The 21,209-nt window shown below is 66.4% G+C and carries 17 protein-coding genes; 9 read left to right on the top strand and 8 right to left on the bottom strand.

The window, feature by feature from the left end:
• Positions 1–96: 96 nt before the first annotated feature.
• A complete protein-coding gene (locus tag AC1DIN_RS02190; protein WP_441469727.1) occupies positions 97–837 on the top strand; it encodes a 3-oxoacyl-ACP reductase family protein in 741 nt (246 codons plus the stop codon).
• 64 nt (positions 838–901) lie between these two features.
• On the opposite strand, the gene AC1DIN_RS02185 is transcribed toward AC1DIN_RS02190, so the two are convergent.
• Entirely contained in the window at positions 902–1,711 is an 810-nt protein-coding gene (locus AC1DIN_RS02185; RefSeq protein ID WP_476808510.1) for an MBL fold metallo-hydrolase, read from the bottom strand.
• A gap of 111 nt (positions 1,712–1,822) precedes the next feature.
• Positions 1,823–2,368, bottom strand: a complete 546-nt coding sequence (locus tag AC1DIN_RS02180; RefSeq protein ID WP_476808509.1) for a hypothetical protein — start codon at positions 2,366–2,368, stop codon at positions 1,823–1,825.
• Between the two features lie 163 nt (positions 2,369–2,531).
• Here AC1DIN_RS02180 and ettA point away from each other — a divergent pair, with 163 nt between their 5' ends.
• Positions 2,532–4,184 carry an energy-dependent translational throttle protein EttA gene (ettA, locus tag AC1DIN_RS02175; RefSeq protein ID WP_476808508.1) on the top strand — a complete coding sequence of 551 codons (1,653 nt, stop codon included), beginning with the start codon at positions 2,532–2,534 and terminating at the stop codon, positions 4,182–4,184.
• Between the two features lie 157 nt (positions 4,185–4,341).
• Here the strand turns inward: ettA and AC1DIN_RS02170 are convergent, their stop codons facing one another.
• The 3 genes from AC1DIN_RS02170 to AC1DIN_RS02160 all read right to left on the bottom strand — a co-directional run bounded on the left by AC1DIN_RS02170 (position 4,342) and on the right by AC1DIN_RS02160 (position 8,113).
• Positions 4,342–6,156 carry an SGNH/GDSL hydrolase family protein gene (locus AC1DIN_RS02170; RefSeq protein ID WP_476808507.1) on the bottom strand — a complete coding sequence of 605 codons (1,815 nt, stop codon included), beginning with the start codon at positions 6,154–6,156 and terminating at the stop codon, positions 4,342–4,344.
• Positions 6,157–6,241: 85 nt separating this feature from the next.
• Positions 6,242–7,393 carry an alpha-hydroxy acid oxidase gene (locus tag AC1DIN_RS02165; protein WP_441469722.1) on the bottom strand — a complete coding sequence of 384 codons (1,152 nt, stop codon included), beginning with the start codon at positions 7,391–7,393 and terminating at the stop codon, positions 6,242–6,244.
• A 96-nt stretch (positions 7,394–7,489) separates the two neighbouring features.
• A complete protein-coding gene (locus tag AC1DIN_RS02160; RefSeq protein ID WP_476808506.1) occupies positions 7,490–8,113 on the bottom strand; it encodes a YitT family protein in 624 nt (207 codons plus the stop codon).
• Between the two features lie 130 nt (positions 8,114–8,243).
• Here AC1DIN_RS02160 and AC1DIN_RS02155 point away from each other — a divergent pair, with 130 nt between their 5' ends.
• From AC1DIN_RS02155 to AC1DIN_RS02125, 7 genes are all read left to right on the top strand, one after another.
• Entirely contained in the window at positions 8,244–10,442 is a 2,199-nt protein-coding gene (locus AC1DIN_RS02155) for a glycoside hydrolase family 3 N-terminal domain-containing protein (RefSeq protein WP_476808505.1), read from the top strand.
• Positions 10,443–10,568: 126 nt separating this feature from the next.
• Positions 10,569–10,772 carry a cold-shock protein gene (locus AC1DIN_RS02150; protein ID WP_441470030.1) on the top strand — a complete coding sequence of 68 codons (204 nt, stop codon included), beginning with the start codon at positions 10,569–10,571 and terminating at the stop codon, positions 10,770–10,772.
• A gap of 828 nt (positions 10,773–11,600) precedes the next feature.
• On the top strand, positions 11,601–12,614 hold the full coding sequence (locus AC1DIN_RS02145) for an ArsR/SmtB family transcription factor (protein WP_476766268.1): 1,014 nt from the start codon (positions 11,601–11,603) through the stop codon (positions 12,612–12,614).
• On the top strand, positions 12,614–13,525 hold the full coding sequence (gene metF / locus AC1DIN_RS02140) for a methylenetetrahydrofolate reductase [NAD(P)H] (protein ID WP_476808504.1): 912 nt from the start codon (positions 12,614–12,616) through the stop codon (positions 13,523–13,525). The genes AC1DIN_RS02145 and metF overlap by 1 nt, the downstream gene beginning before the upstream one ends.
• Before the next feature lie 5 nt (positions 13,526–13,530).
• Positions 13,531–17,283 (top strand): methionine synthase, encoded by a 3,753-nt coding sequence (gene metH / locus AC1DIN_RS02135; RefSeq protein ID WP_476808503.1) that lies wholly within the window; start codon positions 13,531–13,533, stop codon positions 17,281–17,283.
• A 123-nt stretch (positions 17,284–17,406) separates the two neighbouring features.
• Entirely contained in the window at positions 17,407–17,715 is a 309-nt protein-coding gene (locus tag AC1DIN_RS02130; protein WP_441469717.1) for an alkylphosphonate utilization protein, read from the top strand.
• 12 nt (positions 17,716–17,727) lie between these two features.
• Positions 17,728–18,159: a GNAT family N-acetyltransferase gene (locus AC1DIN_RS02125; RefSeq protein WP_441469716.1), complete on the top strand. Its 432-nt coding sequence runs from the start codon at positions 17,728–17,730 to the stop codon at positions 18,157–18,159.
• A gap of 18 nt (positions 18,160–18,177) precedes the next feature.
• Here AC1DIN_RS02125 and AC1DIN_RS02120 read toward each other — a convergent pair whose 3' ends face one another.
• From AC1DIN_RS02120 to AC1DIN_RS02110, 3 genes are all read right to left on the bottom strand, one after another.
• Positions 18,178–19,119 carry a sensor domain-containing diguanylate cyclase gene (locus AC1DIN_RS02120; protein ID WP_476808502.1) on the bottom strand — a complete coding sequence of 314 codons (942 nt, stop codon included), beginning with the start codon at positions 19,117–19,119 and terminating at the stop codon, positions 18,178–18,180.
• 82 nt (positions 19,120–19,201) lie between these two features.
• Complete coding sequence (locus AC1DIN_RS02115) at positions 19,202–20,434, bottom strand: ABC transporter permease (protein WP_476808501.1); 1,233 nt, start codon at positions 20,432–20,434, stop codon at positions 19,202–19,204.
• Positions 20,431–21,195 (bottom strand): ABC transporter ATP-binding protein, encoded by a 765-nt coding sequence (locus AC1DIN_RS02110; protein WP_476808500.1) that lies wholly within the window; start codon positions 21,193–21,195, stop codon positions 20,431–20,433. Before AC1DIN_RS02110 ends, AC1DIN_RS02115 begins: the two co-directional genes overlap by 4 nt.
• Positions 21,196–21,209 lie beyond the last annotated feature (14 nt).

Raw genomic sequence — 21,209 nt, 5'->3', positions numbered from 1 at the left:
AAATAATTCTGTGTCGATCACTATGTATTTTGCTTGACGCCTTCAGGCAAGCACGTCATTCGTTTATGTAGCGATCATCACATAAATGGAGTTGCCATGTCCCGCCTCGCAGGAAAGCGTGCTCTCGTCACCGGCGGTAGCCGCGGGATCGGCGCTGCCATCGCCAAGCGGCTGGCTGCCGAAGGTGCGGATGTCGCGCTCACCTATGAACGTTCCGCCGACAAGGCCGCCGAGGTCGTGAATGCGATCGAGGCGCTCGGTCGCAAAGGCGTCGCCATCGCCGCCGACAGCGCCGATGCCGAGGCCGTGAAGCGTTCGGTCAACGAGGCGACGAAGGCGCTCGGCGGTCTCGACATCCTCGTCAACAACGCCGGCATCTATCGCGGTGGCCCGGTCGCAGATTGGAGCCTCGCCGATATCGACGCGACGCTCGCCGTGAACATCCGCGCCGTGGTGCTGGCCTCGCAGGCCGCGGCTGCGCATCTGGGCGAGGGCGGGCGTATCATCTCGATCGGCTCCTGCCTTGCTGAGCGGGTGGTCGAGTCCGACATCACGCTCTATGCAATGAGCAAGGCGGCGCTGATCGGCTTCACAAAAGGGCTGGCGCGCGATCTCGGCCGGCGCGGCATTACGGTCAACATCGTCCATCCCGGCTCGACCGATACCGACATGAACCCGGCCAACGGTCCGGGCGCGGAGGCGCAGCTCGCGCGCATGGCCATTCCCGCCTATGGCAGGCCGGAAGATATCGCCGGGGCCGTCGCCTATCTCGCCAGCGATGAGGGCCGCTTCATCACCGGTGCCGGCTTCGCCATCGACGGCGGCGTCAACACCTGAAATGGCGCCGTCATGCTCGGGCTTGAACCCGAGCATCTCGTGACCATGGCGCTCGGGAGGTTTTCTAATGCCCGGGCATGACGATCACGGTGGGCGTCGCCGGCAGCGTGGCCTTGCTCAGCGTGATCGTCGGCTGCTCGCGGCGCTCGACCGGCCAGAGATCCCGCGTGCGGGCGAGGAAGCGGTTCAGCGTGCCGCCGCCGAAGAAATGCATCGGGATCATCACGCGAGCCTGCAGCGACTTCAGCACCTCCACCATGCCTTCCTGGTCGAGCGTGTAGCTGCCGTCCACCGGAAAGAGCACCACATCGACCCGGCCGAGCGCGCGCAGATGGCCGGGTTCGAGCGGGTGATGCAGATGGCCGAGATGGGCGATGCAGAGATCGCCGATCTCGAAGACGAAGATCGAGTTGCCGTCGTAATCGGTGCCGCCGTCATAGGTTCGGATATTGGTCGGCACGTTGCGGACGCGAACATCGCCGAGCGTGACGTCATGATGGGCGGCGCCCTTGCCCTCAGGATCCCAGCCGCGCAGCACTTGCTTGATGCCCGGGTCGGGATGGTTCGAGTAATGGGTCGAATGCGCCTTGTTCATCGTGGCGATGTCGGGCGTGACCGGGGGGCGGATATAGTCGTTGTAGTCGGTCGCGATCTTCACGCCGCCGGGCGTCTCGATCAGGAAGGTGGCATGGCCGACGAAGGTGAGCCGGACCTCGTCCTTCGCCAATTGCACGCGCTGGATCGGCAGGCCGAGGCGCGCCATCTCCGGGCGGCAGCCCGGCTCGCCGGATTGGGCGCGGGTGGGCGAGGGGATGAAACCTGCGATAGCGGCGACAACAAATGCCAGTGCTGCGAAGGGGCTCGACAGATTCATCGGACGGCTCCTGCTTTCCTTTGCCTGCGACGATCAGGCAAAGGGTGGGCCGTTGGAAGCGCTCTGGCGGTTTTGTGAACTGGCGCCGAGGGGCGGCCCGCGACCCGCATTTCACTGTTTGGGCAATCTGACCTCGACATTCGCCTCGGCGAGGCGCCGGTAAAGCTTCCTGCGCCGCAGAATCGGCACCCAGTCGTAGAGAAACATCTCCGCCGGGCGCCAGATCACGACCCAGCCGATGATGATCAGGCTCTCCTGGAAGACGCGCGCGAAGGGGCCCTCCTGTCCCCGGGTCAGCAGCCAGCTGAGGAACAGGCAGGCGGCGAGCCCGGCGAAGCCGATCATCAAGGCCAGCCGGCCGTCCCGGAAGAGCTCGTGCATCGCCCGGGTCTCGGCGCTGGCCCGGCCGGCGAACCAGCGGGTGATGGTAGCGGCGAGGTCCGGCAGCGGCCTGTCGGGCGTGTCGGGCCTTTCCAGATGGATCACGATTGCGATCCGCCGATCCTTCGGCAGATCGCGGGCCCAGTCGAGGATGTACTCCTCGGCCTCGGCGGCGAGGTCGCCTTCGCGAAAGGGGAAAGGGTCGAGGCTGTTGTAGAGCTGCGCGCCGTCGCGCAGCCTCAGCTCGATCAGGGCCTTGCCGTTCTGGTCTGACATCTCGGATCAGGTCTTTGCCGCGGTCGGTCCGCATTGTTCAGGAGGCGCGCGGCGGCCGCAATCCGCCCGATGCGGTTGCGGCGCGGGCTGCCGCTCGCTACATAGCGGCCAGATTTCCCGACATCTCGTCGCCAAGCGCCTGAAAGCGGAGCCCGCTCGCCTCATGTCCCGCCAGTTCATCTACCATATGCGCGGCCTGTCCAAGACCTATCCGGGCGGCAAGCAGGTTTTGAAGGACATCCATCTCTCGTTCTATCCGGACGCCAAGATCGGCGTGCTCGGCGTCAACGGCGCGGGCAAGTCGACCCTGCTCAAGATCATGGCCGGGTTCGACAAGGAGTGGACCGGCGAGGCCTGGGTCGCGGAGGGCGCGCGCGTCGGCTATCTGCCGCAGGAGCCGAAGCTCGACGAGACCCTGACCGTGCGCGAGAACGTCATGCTCGGCGTCGCGCCGCAGAAGGCGATCCTCGACCGCTACAACGAGCTCGCCATGAACTATTCGGACGAGACCGCCGACGAGATGACCAATCTCCAGGACGAGATCGAGGCGAAGGGGCTGTGGGATCTCGACTCCAAGGTCGACCAGGCGATGGACGCGCTGCGCTGCCCGCCGGACGACTGGGCCGTCGACAAGCTCTCGGGCGGCGAGCGCCGCCGCGTCGCCATGTGCAAGCTGCTGCTGGAGCAGCCGGAGCTGCTGCTGCTCGACGAGCCGACCAACCATCTCGACGCCGAGACCACCGCCTGGCTCGAAGGTCATCTGCGGACCTACCCGGGCGCGATCCTGATCGTCACCCACGATCGCTACTTCCTCGACAACGTCACGAGCTGGATCCTCGAGCTCGATCGCGGCCAGGGCATACCCTATGAGGGCAACTACTCGGCCTGGTCGGTGCAGAAGCAGAAGCGCCTGGCTCAGGAAGGCCGCGAGGACGTGTCGCGTCAGAAGACGCTGGAGCGCGAGGCCGAGTGGATGGCCGCTTCGCCGAAGGCCCGCCAGGCCAAGAGCAAGGCCCGCATCCAGCGCTATGACGAGCTCGTCCAGAAGGCCAACAATAAGGGGCCGGACACCGCACAGATCATCATTCCGATCGCCGAGCGGCTCGGCAACAACGTCGTCGATTTCGAGGACCTGTCGAAGGGCTTCCAGGACAAGCTCCTGATCGACGGGCTCTCCTTCAAGCTGCCGCCGGGCGGCATCGTCGGCGTGATCGGCCCCAACGGCGCCGGCAAGACCACGCTGTTCAAGATGATCACCGGTGTCGAGAAGCCCGATGCCGGCACGATCAAGATCGGCGAGAGCGTCCAGCTCGGCTATGTCGACCAGAGCCGCGACTCGCTCGACGACAAGAAGAACGTCTGGGAAGAGATCTCGGGCGGCAACGACATCATCTATCTCGGCAAGAAAGAGATCAATTCGCGGGCCTATTGCTCGGCCTTCAACTTCAAGGGCGGCGACCAGCAGAAGAAGGTCGGCTCGCTCTCGGGCGGCGAGCGCAACCGCGTCCACCTCGCCAAGATGCTGAAGAGCGGCGCCAACGTCCTGCTCCTCGACGAGCCGACCAACGACCTCGACGTCGACACGCTGCGGGCTCTGGAAGAGGCGCTTGAGGACTATGCCGGCTGCGCCGTGATCATCAGCCACGATCGCTGGTTCCTAGACCGTATCGCGACCCATATCCTCGCCTTCGAGGGCGACAGCCATGTCGAGTGGTTCGAGGGCAACTTCGCCGAATACGAGGAGGACAAGAAGCGTCGCCTCGGCATCGACTCCACCATTCCCAAGCGCATCCAGTACAAGAAGTTCACGCGCTGAGGTTTCGCGAGGGCGCCGCGCGATGCGGCGCTCTCATCCTGCTGCTGCCTTCCGTCGAGCCCGCCGATGCGCCTCCAGTCGCCGGCGGGCTTTGCTTTTGGGGAGGGCGCCGGAGGGGCCACCGGAGGCTTTTGGGCCCGCTTCGGAAAGCGGACGATCAGCTGCAGATTTCGGCTTCGACCGACGCCATGGCCTCCCGGTACGACCGCACATGAATGCCGTCATGGGTGCTGTCCGGCTTGGCGAGGCCGTCGACTCCGTCGCGGGTTCCGGCAAAGGGGTCGATGAACGTGCAGGCGTTGCGGCTGCAGGCCCGCTTCAGCCGCTCCGACAGGGCGACGACCGCCGCTGGCTCATAATATTTGATCATCGAGGGCTCGGCCGGGGGAACGGCGGCGACGAAGACCTTCGCGGACAGAGCGGCCGCGCTGGCGATGAGCCGGTCGGTGTTGCGTTCGAATGCGTCGAGGTATTTCGGCTGGGTGGGATTGCGCTTGCGATGCAGGTCGTTCGTGCCGACCAGGATGACGATGGTGCTGGGCTTCTTCGTAAAGGCGAACTTCGCCCAATGGCCGTTCATATCCGTCATCTTGGCGCCGCTGATGCCGGCGTTGACGACGTTGCGGCCGCAGAGGCGATGGGTCGAATTGATCATCTCGGCGTTGGAGTCGCCCGCGATGAAGACATAGTCGGGGTCGGCTTCGCCGATCTGGGCGTTGATGACGGCGAGCCTCGCCAGAAGCGGGAAGTTCTCGGCCGGTTTGCGCAACGCGAGATAGGTGCCGGCTGCCGCGGCGGCGATGAGCCCTATGGCAAGAGCCGCAATGATGCGGCGTGAGCGGAACCATCCGGCGAAGACAATGGGCCCCGGCAGGCGCGCGAGCAGGCTTGTTTCGGTGGCGAGGAGGCGGGGGCGCAGCTTCATCGCGTTCTTTTCGACGAAGTGCCAGGAGAGGAAGGCGAGGATGAAGGCCAGGCACCAGGAGATGGCGGCATTGGCCCACCAGGACTGGCCTCCCGCGCCGAAGGTGGCGACCACTGCCTGCTGGATCGGGAAGCCGTAGAGGAACAGGCCGTAGGAATAGTCGCCCGACGAGACCAGCCAGACGCGGCGCGGCCTGGTGAGCCCGATGAAGGCGGTGAGATAGGCGCAAGGGAGGGCGATCAGATAGTCGCCGCCGGAGAGGCTCAGCCCCAGCAGCGTTGCTGCGAGGGACAGCGCGAACAGCGCCTTGCTCCACACGATCCGCTTCCGGAACAGATAGAAGCCGATCCCATAAAGAAAACAGAGGATCAGCACGGGCCCCGAGACGGTAACGCCCGGCTGATGACGCCTGATCAGGACGTAGATGACGAAAATGACGGCGTGGACGACGAGGATCGTGGCTAGGGCGCGATCGCTCCGGCGCAATAGTCCCAGCCCCGTGATGCCGGCAATGCTCAGGTAACAATACAGTTCCCAAGGTAGGGTCCATAGCTGGCCGTTGACCAGCCCCGCCCAGGGATTGTCCAGAAACACTCCCGGCAGCAAAAATTGGACGACGCCGAGGATGTTCAGGAAATACTGCCGGAAGAGCGGGCTGGCGAAATACTCCTTCAGCGGCAGCGTCGTGAAGATCGCGCCGATGACGATGGCGGCGGCAAAGGTCTCCACGGCGAGGGCTGGAACAAGCCGGAGCAGCCGCAGCCCGAGGAACGAGATCAGAGACCGGCAGCGTTCGAGGCTGCCGGCGACGAGAAAGCCGCTCAATGCGAAGAACATCGGCAGGATCACGGCCACCGCCGGGCGCAGCGCTCCGCCGAAAATCCGAAGCGTCTCGCCGACGCCGTAGGCCACACCCACCGCATGGGTGACGATGACGAGCGTCGAGAGCAGGAGGCGCAGATAGTCGAACCCGGCCGGCCGGTTGCCGGCGGCCGCCAGACGGTCTGCGAAGGACGGGCCGGCGAACAGTCGCTGCGAAAGGCTCACGCGCGCCGTCAGGGGCGGGTCCGCCGGCGCGGCCTGCTCCGGATAGTAGGCCAGTGGTCTCAGGATAGGTCTCCCCGCGGGTGGATCAGGCTCTCGGCTTGCCGCCGACGAGGATGCTTGCGTCGACATCCCTGATGTCCCGCTTGCCGCAGAGCGCCATGGTGATGTCGAGCTCCTTGCGGATGATGTCGAGCGCGGCGGTGACGCCCTGCTCGCCCATGGCACCGAGGCCGTAGAGGAAGGCGCGGCCGATGAAGGTGCCCTTGGCGCCGAGCGCGATCGCCTTAAGCACGTCCTGGCCCGAGCGGATGCCGCCGTCGAAGAGCACCTCGATGCGGTTGCCGACCTGCTCGACGATGCCGGGCAGGGCCTCGATCGAGGACAGCGCGCCGTCGAGCTGCCGTCCGCCATGGTTCGAGACGATCAGCGCGTCGGCGCCGCTCTTGGCCGCCATCTCGGCGTCCTCGGGATCGAGGATGCCCTTGAGGATCAGCTTGCCGCCCCATTGGTCCTTGATCCACTGGACGTCGTCCCAGTTGAGCTGCGGATCGAACTGGCTGGCGGTCCAGGAGGAAAGCGAGGACATGTCGGCGACGCCGGTGACGTGGCCGACGATGTTGCCGAACTGCCGCCGCGGCGTGTCCAGCATCTTCAGGCACCAAAGCGGCTTGAAGGCGAGGTTGATCAGGTTGGCGATGGTCGGCTTCGGCGGGGCGGAGAGGCCGTTGCGGATGTCCTTGTGGCGCTGGCCGAGGATCTGCAGGTCGAGCGTCAGCACCAGCGCGGAACAGCCGGCAGCCTTGGCGCGCTGGATCAGGCGGGAGATGAAGTCGCGGTCCTTCATCACATAGAGCTGGAACCAGAACGGCGCCTGGGTGTGGTTCGCCACGTCCTCGATCGAGCAGATGCTCATGGTCGAGAGCGTGAAGGGCACGCCTGCCTTCGCGGCAGCGCGGGCCGCGAGGATCTCGCCATCGGCGTGCTGCATGCCGGTAAGGCCGGTGGGGGCGAGTGCGACCGGCATCGCCACCGGCTGGCCGATCATCTCGGAAGCCAGCGAGCGGTTGGTCATGTCGACGGCGACGCGCTGGCGCAGCTTGATCTTGGCGAAGTCGGTCTCGTTCGAGCGATAGGTGCTCTCGGTCCAGGCACCGGAATCGGCGTAATCGTAGAACATACGCGGCACGCGGCGCTTGGCCAGAAGGCGCAGGTCTTCGATGGTCAGGGGCTGGGCCATGTTCTCGTCTCGCCGTTCGCTTCCTGTCAGTTTCCTCGGCTGAGTCGCATGACGGACGATGGGGCGCAACCTCCCGAACGACAGGGCGCCCTTCCGTCAGGATATCGCCATGTAGCGGCCCGGCTTATGGTTCATCGCCAGGATGGCGTTGAGGACGAGCGTGCCGACCAGGGACAGGGCGACCTTGTCCAGCGGAAGCACGAAAAGGGCGGCGGCGAAAATCGCTGCGTCGATGCCGAGCTGGACCCAGCCGGCGCGCAGACCGTGGCGCTCCTGCAGGTAGAGCGCGAGGATGTTGACCCCGCCGATGGCGGTGCGGTGGCGCGCGAGCGCCAGCAGGCCGAGCCCCATCGCGACACCGCCGGCGATGGCGGCATAGAGCGGCGCTACCGCCTCGATCCGGAACCAGCCCGGCGTCGCCCAGACGAAGAGCGAGATCAGCGCGACGGCCGCGACGGTGCGCAGCGTGAAGGCGAAGCCCATCCGCCGGAAGGCGAGCCAGTAGAACGGCAGGTTGATGACGAAGAACAGCGGGCTGAAATCGGCGCCGGTGGCGAATTGCAGCAGCAGGGCGAGCCCCGCCGCTCCGCCGGTCAGCAGGGTCGCCTTGGCAAAGAGGACGATGCCGATGCTGATCATCAGCGTGCCCAGCGGAAGGGCGAGCAGATCCTCGTAGAGACGGTGCTGCTGCGGCATGGTGGCGATGGCGGTCTGGGACATGGCGAGCCCTGTATCGGCTGGAGGCTGCGAGCGCCAGAGGCTATGCAATGGTCGAGCCAGGAGGCCGGGGAACCATTCCGTGGGGCACAGACTTCTCCTACTTCCCGCGTTCCTCGGAGAGATGTTCTTGATGCTTTTGCGGCTCGTCGCGGCCCTCCTGCTGCTGATCCCGAGCGGCATCGCATTCGCCCAGCAGCCCGTCGCCTGGAAAACCGGACGCGAGGCGCGCGAGATCGAGCGCAAGGTCGATGCGCTGATCGGGAGGATGACGCTGGAGGAAAAGGTCGGCCAGCTCCACCTCTMGGGGCGCGGCGAAGGTTTCGACGTCAATCAGGTCCGCAGCGGCGAGATGGGCGCGGTGATGAACTTTGTCGTGCCGGCCGAGGTTCTGGCGGTGCAGAAGGCCGTGCGCGAGAGCCGGCTGAAGATCCCGCTGATCATCGGGCTCGATGCGGTCCATGGCTTCTCCACCTACTTTCCGCTGCCGCTCGGGCAGGCTTCGAGCTGGAACCCGGAATTGATCGAGCAGGCCGCTTATTGGACGGGGCGGGAAGCCTCGGCCGCCGGCATCAACTGGACCTTCGCGCCGATGGTCGACATCTCGCGCGATCCACGCTGGGGCCGTGCGCTGGAGGGGGCGGGCGAGGACGCCTATCTCGGTGCCGTCGTCGCGGCGGCACGCACACGCGGCTACCAGCGTGGCGGGGTGGCGACGACGCCGAAGCACTTCGTCGGCTATGGCGCCGTTGAGGCGGGGCGCGACTACAACGCGACCTGGATCCCGACGAGCCAGCTCTTCGACCTGCATCTGCCACCGTTCAAGGCCGCCTTCGAGGCCGGTGCGATGACGGCGATGGCGGCTTTCACGGCGCTGAACGGCGTGCCGACGACGGCGCATAAGGGCATGCTGACCGATCTCCTGCGCGGCCGCTGGGGCTTCCGCGGCTTCGTCACCTCCGATTTCGGCTCGATTACCGAGCTCAGGCTGCATGGCATCGCCCGCGACGATGCCGAAGCTGCGCGCAAGGCTCTGCTCGCCGGCATCGACATGGACATGATGGGCGACGTCTATCACAAGCACCTCGCCGGCGAGGTACGCGCCGGCCGCGTGCCGGTGAAGGCGGTGAACGAGGCGGTGCGGCGGGTGCTGCGCGTCAAGTTCCATCTCGGCCTGTTCGAGAGACCCGATGTCGATCCCGCCGCCGCGCAGAGCCTGATGCAGACGCAGGCCGCCCGCGAGGTTGCGCTGCAGGCGGCGCGCGAGGGTGCGATCCTGCTCAAGAATGCCGATGAGACGCTGCCGATCCGCGAGACGGTGAAGTCGGTCGCCGTGATCGGCGCCATGGCGGTGCCGGAAGACGAGCGGGTCTGGACCGATCCGGCGGGGCTCGGCCGGCGCGTCGTCGCCCCCCTGCCGGACGCGCTGCGCGAGCGGCTGCCGAGGGAGGTCTCGGTTGCCTACCAGCCCGCCTTCACCAGGAACTGCGGCACGGAATTCGCCGACAAGGAGGCCGCGATCCGCGCCGCTGCCGAGAGCGATCTCGTCGTCGCGATGCTCGGCGAGGATTGCGAGTTCATCGGCGAGGCGGCCTCGCGCACCAAGCTGGACCTGCCGGGCGTGCAGCAGGAACTGCTCGAGGCTCTGGTCAAGACCGGCAAGCCGGTGGTTCTGGTGCTGGCGACGGCCCGGCCGCTCATCCTGACCTGGGCGAACGACCATGTCGCCGCGATCCTGCAGACCTTCCACGGTGGTACGGAGGGGCGGACCGCGATCGCGGACATCCTGACCGGGCGCTACAATCCGTCGGGGCGCGTGCCGATGAGCTTCCCGCGCTCGGTCGGCCAGATTCCGGTCTATTACGGCCAGCTTCCCTCCGGCCGGCCGGAAAAGCCGGGCGAGCGTTACGCGTCCATCTTCATGGACGAGCGCAACGAGCCGCTCTACCCCTTCGGATACGGGCTCTCCTACAGCCGCTTCAGCTATGCCAATCCGCGCGTTTCGGCCTCGTCGGTGCGGCTCGGCGGCGTGGTCGAGGTGGCGGTCGACGTCACCAATACGGGTGCGCGCGACGGGCAGGAAGTGGTGCAGCTCTATATCCGCCAGCCCGTCGCGAGCCTGTCGCGTCCGCTACGTGAGCTGAAAGGCTTCAGGAAGGTCATGATTGCTGCCGGAGAGACGAAAACTGTGCGATTCAAGCTGGAGGCCTCAAGCCTCGGGGCCCATGACGAACAGGGACGTTATGTCGTCGACCCCGGCGAAGTGGAAATTTACCTCGGCGGATCGTCCCGCGCGGCAGCAATGACACAAGTCGTCGTGTTAAGGTCTTGATCGAATATTTGATTCGTCTGCATCGTGTTTAATCTCGACAAGTTTCGGTTTTCGGTGAATCCTTCCGTTGCCGGCTTGCACGCCATGGCGTGCGGGCCGGTGGGCGCGGCTTCGAGGGATGTGGCGATGGCGACCGGAACCGTAAAATGGTTCAATACTGAAAAGGGGTACGGCTTCATTCAGCCGGAGGAAGGCGGCAAGGACGTGTTCGTCCATATTACTGCCGTCAAGGAAGCCGGTATGATGACGCTGACGGAAGGGCAGAAGGTTTCTTTCGAGCTGAAGACCGAACGCGGCAAGACCGCAGCGGGCGATCTGAAACTGCTCTGAACGTTTCCTGCTGCAAGGAAGAACCGCCTGCCGCGCGCGGCCAAGGCCGCGGCAGGCGCTCGCTGACATCGAAAGTCCGGAGCGACGTTGACGCGCCGTATTTCCGGGGTCGTGGTTTTGCTTACTTTTCAGGATAGGCGCGCCGAAAGCTCCGCCCAGGCCCAGCCTGCGGGGGGTCGGGCTTGAGCATCCGAGGGATGCGCGGATGCCTTGTGGCGTTCGCAGTGGACGGCTGCGCGCCGATTCGTGTCGATGTCGAATGTCGCACAGCGATGACCTCGCGCTGCCCGGCTGCGCGCACGGGCATCTGGGGGGCGCCCGCTTGGACGCCCGGCGAGCGCGGGGAGTTGCCTGCTCGGCCAGCGCGAACTCGCCACCTACGCGCTCATCGCATCGGAGGTTTCCGGTGCGATCGTGAATAGATCGATCACCGTTATCGCGTCTTATCGGACGCGCGGCGATCGAGCGGATCCGCAACGGCCCGGGACACGAAACCCGCAATCCCCTCCGGCCTACGATGCCTCGCGAAGCCCCTGCGTCGGATAGGGCGCGCGCAGGATAGGCATGGGTACCGGGTCGGCGCCGCTTTGCAGCTTGTCCGGGATAGCGTGGTGGGAGGAAATAGCGACCAGGCTCGGAACGGGCGCGACCCCTCATCCGTTAGCGCCGCCCGCTGCCGCCTTCTCCCGCCAGGGGAGACGTGAAGCATTGCCCCTGCGGCTCGTTCCGTGGGGCGTCCTGTTTTCCGCACGACAATCCGCTTGCACGAACGATGCTCTCGATATAAAGATATCTTTATATCTTTTTTCGGGCGAGGGGGGCGTTTGCGTGCGGCAGCCGACGGCATTGTCTTCCGATGTGCTTCTCGCCGGTCTCAGGGCCGCAGGCGAGGAGACGCGCCTGCGCATCCTTGCGCTCCTGTCCGAGGGCGAGCTTTCCGTTTCCGATCTGACCGACATTCTCGGCCAGTCGCAGCCGCGCATCTCGCGCCATCTCAAGCTCCTGGCCGAGGCCGGGCTCGTCCGACGGTCCCGCGAGGGGGCCTGGGCCTTCTTCCGGCTCGATGAGACCGGGCCGGGCGGGGCTTTCGCCGCTTCGCTCGCCGCCTGGCTCGATCGTGCCGATCCTGTGCTCGCGGCCGATCGCGAGAGGTTGGCTTCCGTCCGGGCGAACCGCGCCGAGGCAGCGCAGAGCTATTTCGCCAGCGTCGCGCGCGACTGGGACCGTTTGCGCGGCCTGCATGTGCCCGACCACGTCGTCGAGGCGGCGGTCGAAGAGGCCGTCGGCGAGGGGACGCCGGGCGCGATGCTCGATCTCGGCACCGGCACCGGCCGGATGCTGGAGCGGATCGCGCCGAAATTCGGCCGCGCTGTCGGCGTCGATGCCAACCACGCGATGCTCGCGGTTGCGCGTGCCAATCTGGAGCGGGCGGGGCTGTCGCGCGTCGAACTCAGGCAGGGCGATATCTATGCGCTGCCGTTCGCGCGCAATTCCTTCGACCTCGTCGTCGTCCATCAGGTGCTGCACTTCCTCGACGATCCCGGCCGGGCCGTGCGCGAGGCCGCGGCCATGCTGGCGCCGGGCGGACGGTTGATCGTCGTCGATTTCGCCCCGCACGACATGGAATTCCTGCGGACCGAGCATGCGCATCGCCGGCTCGGCTTCTCGCGACAGCAGATCGCCGGCTGGTTCGCGGAGGCCGGTCTCGCCTGCGATCTTTCCCGCGAAGTCACCCTGGCCGATGGCGGCTCCGGGCAGTTGCCGGTCATGCTCTGGCGCGGGCGCGACCGGCGCGTGCAGTCCGATCCGCCAGCCCGCATGATCAATCTCGAGGTTGCGTGATGAATGCCTTTCGCCCTAGCCGGCACGGTTCGCGCCGTCCCCGCGTCTCCTTCGAGTTCTTCCCGCCGAAGACGGCGGAGATGGAGGTCGCGCTGTGGGAGAGCGTGCGCCGGCTCGAGCCGCTCGGCCCTAACTTCGTCTCGGTGACCTATGGCGCTGGCGGCTCGACCCGTGAGCGCACCCATGCCACGGTCAAGCGCATGGTCGAGGAGACGGCGCTGAAGCCGGCCGCGCATCTCACCTGCGTTTCGGCCTCGAAGGCCGAGATCGACGAGGTCATCCGCTCCTATTGGGATGCCGGCGTGCGCCATGTCGTGGCACTGCGCGGGGATCCGGCCGGCGGCCTCGGCACCACCTATGAGCCGCACCCGGACGGCTATCACCAGACTTCGGACCTCGTCGCGGGCCTGAAGCGTATCGGCGATTTCGAGGTGACGGTCTCGGCCTATCCGGAGAAGCATCCGGAAGCCGCCTCGCTCGATGCCGATATCGATGCGCTGAAGAAGAAGGTCGATGCCGGCGCGACGCGGGCGATCACCCAGTTCTTCTTCGATAACGACGTCTATTTCCGTTATCTCGACAAGGTCCGCGCTGCCGGCATCGAGATCCCGATCCTGCCGGGCATCGTTCCCGTCCAGAACTTCAAGCAGACCGCGAATTTCGCGCGCAAGACCGGCGCCAGCGTGCCGCAATGGCTGGCAGACCGCTTCGAAGGGCTGGAGGATGATCCGGCGACGCGGCGTCTGGTGGCGGCCGCCGTTTGCGCGGAGCAGGTGCTCGACCTGATCGACCGCGGCGTCTCCGACCTGCATTTCTACACGATGAACAAGGCCGACCTCGTCTACGCCATCTGCCATCTCGTCGGCCTGAAGCCCGAGAATCCGGCGGCGCAGGCGGTGGCGGCGGAGTGAGCCTGATGTCCGACTTCATTCCCGCTCCCGTCGATGGCGCCGAGATCGAGCGCTCGCTCCGCCAGGCCGCGCGCGAGCGCATCCTCGTGCTCGACGGCGCGATGGGCACGCAGATCCAGGACCTCAAGCTCTCGGAAGCGGATTTCCGCGGCGAGCGCTTCAAGGGCTTCAACCACGACCTCAAGGGCAACAACGACATCATCGCGCTGACGCAGCCCGATGCGTTGCGCGACATCCACCTCGCCTATTTCCGGGCGGGCGCCGATATCGTCGAGACCAACACCTTCTCCGGCACTTCGATTGCCCAGGCCGATTACGGCATGGAGGCGTATGTCCATGAGCTGAACGTCGAGTGCTCGCGCATTGCCCGCGAGGCCGCGCTGATCGCGCAGAAAGAAGACGGGCGCCGCCGCTATGTCGCGGGTGCCATCGGCCCGACCAACCGCACGCTCTCGATCTCGCCTGACGTCAACAACCCCGGCTTCCGCGCCGTCACCTTCGATCAGGTCCGCGAATCCTATGCCGAGCAGGTGAGGGGGCTGATCGATGGCGGTTCCGAGCTGCTGCTCATCGAGACGATCTTCGACACGCTCAACGCCAAGGCCGCGATCGTCGCGATCGAGGAGGTGTTCCGCGCCAAGGGCATCCGCCTACCGGTGATGATCTCCGGCACGATCACCGACCTTTCGGGCCGCACGCTCTCCGGCCAGACGGTCGAGGCCTTCTGGAATGCCGTGCGCCACGCCGCGCCGCTGACCGTCGGCCTCAACTGCGCGCTCGGCGCGCGCGAGATGCGGGCGCATATCAAGGATATGTCCCGTGTCGCCGACACGCTGATCTGCGCCTATCCGAATGCCGGCCTGCCCAACGAATTCGGCCTCTATGACGAACGGCCCGAGGCGACCGCCAAGATGCTGGCGGAGTTCGCCGATGCCGGCTTCGTCAATGTCGTCGGCGGCTGCTGCGGCACCACGCCGGGGCATATCGAAGCGATCGCGCAGGCGGTGGCCGGCAAGGCGCCGCGCCAGATTCCCGAGACGAAGCCCTATCTGCGCCTTGCGGGGTTGGAGCCCTTCACGCTCGACGAGACCATCCCCTTCGTCAACGTGGGCGAGCGCACCAATGTCACCGGCTCCGCCAAGTTCCGGAAGCTGATCACCGCCGGCGACTATGCTGCGGCGCTTGATGTGGCGCGCGACCAGGTCGCCAACGGCGCGCAGGTCATCGACATCAATATGGACGAGGGCCTGCTCGATTCCGAGAAGGCGATGACCGAGTTCCTCAACCTGATCGCCTCCGAGCCCGACATCTCGCGCGTGCCGATCATGGTGGACTCCTCGAAGTTCCCGGTGATCGAGGCGGGTCTCAAGACGATCCAGGGCAAGCCGATCGTCAACTCCATCTCGATGAAGGAAGGCGAAGAGGCCTTCCTCGAGCATGCCCGCATCTGCCGGCAGTACGGCGCGGCTGTGGTCGTGATGGCCTTCGACGAGACCGGGCAGGCCGATACCTATGCCCGCAAGATCGAGATCTGCACGCGGGCCTATAAGCTGCTGACCGAGAAGGCCGGCTTCCCGCCTGAAGACATCATCTTCGACCCGAATATCTTCGCGGTGGCGACGGGCATCGAGGAGCACGACAACTACGGCAACGACTTCATCGACGCGACCCGCGCGATCCGCGAGACGCTGCCGCATGCCCATATCTCGGGTGGCGTGTCGAACCTCTCGTTCTCCTTCCGAGGCAACGAGAAGGTGCGTGAAGCCATGCACTCCGTGTTCCTCTACCACGCCATCAAGGCGGGGATGGACATGGGCATCGTCAATGCCGGCCAGCTCGGCTCTTACGACGATCTCGATCCCGAGCTGCGGGAGCTCTGCGAAGACGTCGTTCTCAACCGTCGCAAGGATTCGACCGAACGGCTGCTGGAGGCCGCGCCGCGCTTCAAGGGCGATGGTTCTGTGGCAGCGTCAGGCAAGGATCTCGCCTGGCGCGAACTCCCGGTCGAGAAGCGGCTGGAGCATGCGCTGGTCGCCGGCATCACCGAATTCATCGATGTCGATACGGAAGAAGCCCGCCTGAAGGCGGAGAAGCCGCTGCACGTCATCGAGGGACCGCTGATGGCCGGCATGAACGTGGTCGGCGACCTGTTCGGCGCGGGCAAGATGTTCCTGCCGCAGGTGGTGAAGTCCGCCCGCGTGATGAAGCAGGCTGTCGCCTATCTCATGCCCTTCATGGAGGAGGAGAAGCGCCTCAACGGCGGCTCCGAGCGCGCCGCTGCCGGCAAGGTGCTGATGGCGACGGTGAAGGGCGATGTCCACGACATCGGCAAGAACATCGTCGGCGTCGTGCTCCAGTGCAACAATTACGAGGTGATCGACCTCGGCGTGATGGTGCCGACGCAGAAGATCCTGGAGACGGCGCGCAAGGAGAAGGTCGACATCATCGGCCTCTCCGGCCTGATCACGCCCTCGCTCGACGAGATGGTGACGGTCGCCTCCGAGATGGAGCGCGAAGGCTTCGACATCCCGCTGCTGATCGGCGGGGCGACGACGAGCCGCGTGCATACGGCGGTGAAGATCCATCCGGCCTATGAGAAGGGCCAGACGGTCTATGTCACCGACGCCTCGCGCGCGGTCGGCGTTGTTTCGAACCTGCTCTCGCAGGACCAGAAGCCGGCCTATGTCGATGGGCTCAAGGCCGAGTACGCCAAGGTCGCCGACGCGCATCGCCGCTCGGAGGCGGACAAGCAGCGCCTGCCGCTGGCCAAGGCCCGCGCCAACGCCTTCAAGCCGGATTGGGCCAGCTACGTGCCGCCGAAGCCGAGCTTCCTCGGCACGCGCGTCTTCCGGACCTACGACATCGCCGACCTCGTGCCGGTGATCGACTGGACGCCGTTCTTCCAGACCTGGGAGCTGAAGGGCCGCTTCCCGGCGATCCTGGAGGACGAGAGGCAGGGCGAGGCGGCGCGCGCGCTCTGGGAAGATGCGCAGGCGATGCTGAAGCGCGTCGTCGAGGAGCGCTGGTTCAACCCGAAGGCGGTGATCGGCTTCTGGCCGGCCAATGCCGTCGGCGACGACATCCGCCTCTATACCGGCGAGAGCCGGCAGGAGACGCTCGCAACCTTCCACGGCCTGCGCCAGCAGCTTTCCAAGCGCGACGGCAAGCCGAACATGTGCCTCTCCGACTTCGTTGCGCCGGAAGGCGGAGCGCCCGACTATATCGGTAGCTTCGTTGTCACGGCCGGCGCGGAGGAGGAGCGCATCTCCGAGAAGTTCGCGCGCGACAACGACGACTACCGCTCGATCATGGTCAAGGCGCTGGCCGACCGCTTCGCGGAAGCCTTCGCCGAGCGCATGCACCAACTCGTGCGCAAGGAGTTCTGGGGCTATGCGCCGGACGAGGCGTTCAGCAACGAGGATCTCATCCGCGAGGAGTATCGCGGCATCCGCCCGGCGCCCGGCTATCCAGCCCAGCCCGACCACACCGAGAAGGAGACGCTCTTCCGGCTGCTGGAGGCGGAGCGGCGCGTCGGCGTGAAGCTGACCGAGAGCTATGCGATGTGGCCGGGCTCCTCGGTCTCCGGGCTCTATCTCGCGCATCCCGACGCCTATTACTTCGGCGTCGCCAAGGTCGAGCGCGATCAGGCCGAGGATTATGCGGCGCGCAAGGGGATGAGCATCGAGGAGGTCGAGCGCTGGCTCGCGCCGATCCTCAACTACGATACCGCCGCCTATCGGCTTCAGGCGGCGGAGTAGGGCAGGGGCGGCCAGGGCGGCGGCTCTTTATTTCTACAGATGGAGTTTGTTGAATTTCCGGCCCGGCTCGTATAACCGAGCGGGGCCGGGCTGTCCGGCATCCCTATGGCGGACTGAGCGGTCATGACCGACGACAACGACAATTACGTCTATGACGAGGCGACGGGCGAGTGGCGCCCTGCTTCCGAGGCGGCGGCGGCTGCTGCCGCCGCGGCGCACGTCGAAGTGCGTGATTCCGCCGGAAATGTTCTGGCGGATGGCGATTCCGTCGTGCTGATCAAGGATCTGAAGGTCAAAGGTGCCGGCCAGACCCTGAAGCAGGGCACGGTGATCCGCTCGATCCGGCTGACCGACAATCCTGAAGAGATCGACTGCCGCCACGACGCTATCAAAGGCCTCGTGCTGCGCACCGAATTCGTTCGCAAACGCTGAGGCAGGGGCTCGGTGATCCGGAAAGCGACCCTTGCCGACCACGCGCGCATCCATGCCATCCGCATGGGCGTGCGCGAGAACGTCCTCGGCGATCCCTCGCTGGTGACGCCCGAAGAAGTCGACTGGTATCGCGAACACGCCATCTTCCTGGTTGCGGAGGAGGCGGGCGAGATCGTGGCCTTCACCTGTGCCAACCATCAGAGCGGTCTGGTCTGGGCTCTGTTCGTCGACCCCGCGCATGAGGGGCGCGGCCATGGCCGGGCGCTGCTGGACGCGGCGCTCGCCGAATTGAGGGCGGCGGGGCATGCGCAGGCGTGGCTGACGACGGGATCGGGCACGCGGGCCGAGCGCTTCTATCGGCGCCATGGCTGGCGCGAGATGGGTCGGTCGATCGACGGGCAGATCGTGTTCATCCGGGCGTTGGCGGAGGCGGACGTCAACTGAGCCGCGACGAAGCCCGGATCAGGCCGAGGCGGCTCTGGAGCGGATCGCGGTGACCGGCCCGTCGAAGACGCGGACGCAGTCGCCACCAGCCATGCCGGCGACATGGAGTGCGGCTTCCGCCTCGGCGAGGATTTCCTGCTGTTGGCGAAAACGGTCCGCCATCACCAGCGCGGCGCCGATCGACAGCTTGAAATCGAGCACGAGCGCGCCGTGCGAGACCGGGCGGCAGAGCAGGCGGCGTGTGCCGTCGAGCACGGTGCCCAGATAGTGCCGGTCACCCGGCATCTGCAGCAGCAGGGCGAAGGCGCCAGGTCCCGCCGGATCGATCGCCAGCGCATCGGGGAAGAGCCGCTTCAGCCGCTCGGCGATGCCGCGCGTGAGCGTATCGCTCGCCGCCTTGCCGAAATCTTCGACCAGGTTCTGGAAACGGTCGATCTGGAAGATCGCGAGGGCGAAGCGGTCGGGACCGGAGCGCCGGTCGTGCCTGATCTGCCGTAGCGTGTCGGCGAAGCTGTGCGGCAGGGCATGGCCGGTGAGCGGTTCGCTGCGCGCCATGCCGGCAAGCTCGGTCCAGAGCCCCTTTTCGGCGGTGACGTCCTGCTTGGAGCCGAAGATGCGGAGCGGTCGGCCATGCTGATGGCCCACGCCGACGACAAGACGCATCCAGCGCCTCTCGCCCGTCGCTGCCTTGATCCGGCAGTCCAGCGCGAAGCCCTGACCGGTGCGGATGGCAGTGCTGCGCAGCCGGTTCATGTCGCGGCGCGACTGGTCCTCGTAGAGGTCCAGGGTCGCGCTCCGGTAGATGGCCGAGCCGCGCTTCAGGCCGAAGAGGTCGTAGACGCCGTCGGTCCAGCTCAGCGATTCATTGGCGAGGTTGCATTCCCAGGCGCCGATGGAGGCCGTGGCGGCGGCGCGATCATAGAGGGGACGGGTCGCCGCGATGAGCTGCTGGCTGTTCAAGACGCCCCTCCTGTGTCGATAGGGCAACCCTAAGCCCGGTCCGTTAAGGGACCTTTGCGCTACACGCGCGGCGGCTGGAATTTCATTCGCGCCGCAACGCCTCGATCGGATCGAGCCTTGCGGCCCGCTGCGCCGGGTAGAAGCCGAAGAAGACGCCGATCAGCCCGGAGACGCCGACCGCGATCAGGATCGTCTCGATCGAGATCACCGAGGGCCAGCCGGCGACATGGGCGATGGTGAGCGCGGCCGCAATGCCGAGCGCCACGCCGGCCGCGCCGCCGATGGTCGCGAGCGTGGTCGCCTCGATCAGGAACTGGATCAGCACCGCGCTCTGGCGAGCCCCGACCGCAAGCCTGAGGCCGATCTCGCGGGTGCGCTCGGTCACCGAGACCAGCATGATATTCATGATGCCGATGCCGCCGACCAGCAGCGAGACGGCGGCCACTGCCGCGAGCAGCCAGGACAGGGTGGTTGCGGCGGCTGTCGCGGTGTTGGCGATCTCGGTGAGGTTGCGGACGATGAAGTCGTCGTCCTGATCCTCCATCAACCGGTGGCGTTGGCGCAGCAGGGCGGTGACCTCGGCGATGCCGGGATTGATCGCCTCCTCGTTCGCGAACTTCACCATGATGCTCTGCACCGAGCGGTCGCGGGCATAGTTGCGGCCGACGATGCGGCGCCGGCCGGTATCGAGCGGCACGAAGATGACGTCGTCCTGGTCCTGCCCCAGCGCCGACTGGCCCTTGGGTGCCATCACGCCGATGACCTTGAAGGGCACGTTGCGGATGCGGAACTGCTGGTCGAGCGGGTTCTCCTCGCCGAAGAGATTGCGCGCCACGGTCTGGCCGATGACCGCCACGATCTCGCCCTTGCGCAGCTCCTCGGGCTCGAACAGCCGGCCGTCGGCGAGATCCCATTCGCGGGCGGCGAAGAAATCGAGATTGGTCGCGGTGATCTGCGTCGACCAGTTGGTGCCGGCATAAACCGCCTGGGCGCGGGTGACGATGACGGGCGCGGCGGCGGTGGTGTCCTCGACTTCCTTCAGGATCGCGGCGGCGTCCTCGTCGGTCAACGTCGAGGAGGCGCCGGCACCGAGGCGCACGCCGCCCTGGGTGACGTTGCCGGACTGGATGATCGCGAGATTGGCGCCGAGCGACTTGATCTGACTGGTGACGCGCTCGCGCGCGCCCGAGCCGATCGCGACCATGGCGATGACGGCTGCGACGCCGATGATGATGCCGAGCATCGTCAGCGCCGAGCGTAGCGCATTGGCGCCGATGGCGGAGAGGGCCGAGCGGAGGGCTTCGACGAGACTCATGCGGCGGCCTCCGGCAAATCCATCTCAGGCAAGGCGACGCCAGCATCGAGCGCTTCCAGCGCAGTGCGAGCGTCAGCCTGCTCCTGCCTGATATCGCTGAGCAGATGCCCGTCGCGAAAGCGGATCAGCCGGCGCGCATGGCGGGCGACCTCGGCGTCATGCGTGACGAGGACAACGGTGACGCCTTCGCGGTTCAGATCCTGGAAGAGCGCGAGGATTTCGAGCGCAGTGCGGCTGTCGAGCGCGCCGGTGGGCTCGTCGGCGAGCAGGAGGCGCGGCTGGTTGACCAGTGCGCGCGCAATGGCGACGCGCTGCTGCTGGCCACCGGAGAGCTGCATCGGGCGGTGATGGGCGCGCTCGGCGAGGCCGACGCGCCCGAGCGCCGCGAGCGCGCGCCGGCGCCGTTCGGCGCGCGCCACGCCGGCATAGACCATCGGCAGTTCGACATTGGCACAGGCATCGATGCGCGGCAGCAGGTTGAATTGCTGGAAGACGAAGCCGAGCTTGCGGTTGCGCAGCTCGGCGAGGCCATCGCTCGACAGCGTCTCGACCGCGACGCCGTCGAGTACGTAATGGCCGGCGCTCGGCCGGTCGAGGCAGCCGATCAGGTTCATGAAGGTCGACTTGCCCGAGCCGGATGGCCCCATCACGGCGACGAGGTCGCCGGCCTCGATCGTGAGCGAGACCCGGTCCAGCGCCGTGACGCGGCCGGAATCGAGATCGTAGACACGGGAGAGGTCGCGGGTTTCGATCAGGGGCATGGTGCGTGCTCCGA

The sequence above is a fragment of the Allobosea sp. 05T438 genome (assembly GCF_056396025.1).
This window is presented reverse-complemented; position numbering and strand designations above follow the sequence as displayed.

Excerpts from the sequence above, each read along its gene's own strand:
- AC1DIN_RS02190 (WP_441469727.1), top strand. The coding sequence starts at position 97 with ATGTCCCGCCTCGCAGGAAAGCGTGCTCTCGTCACCGGCGGTAGCCGC.
- AC1DIN_RS02185 (WP_476808510.1), bottom strand. The coding sequence starts at position 1,711 with ATGAATCTGTCGAGCCCCTTCGCAGCACTGGCATTTGTTGTCGCCGCT.
- AC1DIN_RS02180 (WP_476808509.1), bottom strand. The coding sequence starts at position 2,368 with ATGTCAGACCAGAACGGCAAGGCCCTGATCGAGCTGAGGCTGCGCGAC.
- ettA (WP_476808508.1), top strand. The coding sequence starts at position 2,532 with ATGTCCCGCCAGTTCATCTACCATATGCGCGGCCTGTCCAAGACCTAT.
- AC1DIN_RS02165 (WP_441469722.1), bottom strand. The coding sequence starts at position 7,393 with ATGGCCCAGCCCCTGACCATCGAAGACCTGCGCCTTCTGGCCAAGCGC.
- AC1DIN_RS02160 (WP_476808506.1), bottom strand. The coding sequence starts at position 8,113 with ATGTCCCAGACCGCCATCGCCACCATGCCGCAGCAGCACCGTCTCTAC.
- AC1DIN_RS02150 (WP_441470030.1), top strand. The coding sequence starts at position 10,569 with ATGGCGACCGGAACCGTAAAATGGTTCAATACTGAAAAGGGGTACGGC.
- metF (WP_476808504.1), top strand. The coding sequence starts at position 12,614 with ATGAATGCCTTTCGCCCTAGCCGGCACGGTTCGCGCCGTCCCCGCGTC.
- metH (WP_476808503.1), top strand. The coding sequence starts at position 13,531 with ATGTCCGACTTCATTCCCGCTCCCGTCGATGGCGCCGAGATCGAGCGC.
- AC1DIN_RS02130 (WP_441469717.1), top strand. The coding sequence starts at position 17,407 with ATGACCGACGACAACGACAATTACGTCTATGACGAGGCGACGGGCGAG.
- AC1DIN_RS02115 (WP_476808501.1), bottom strand. The coding sequence starts at position 20,434 with ATGAGTCTCGTCGAAGCCCTCCGCTCGGCCCTCTCCGCCATCGGCGCC.
- AC1DIN_RS02110 (WP_476808500.1), bottom strand. The coding sequence starts at position 21,195 with ATGCCCCTGATCGAAACCCGCGACCTCTCCCGTGTCTACGATCTCGAT.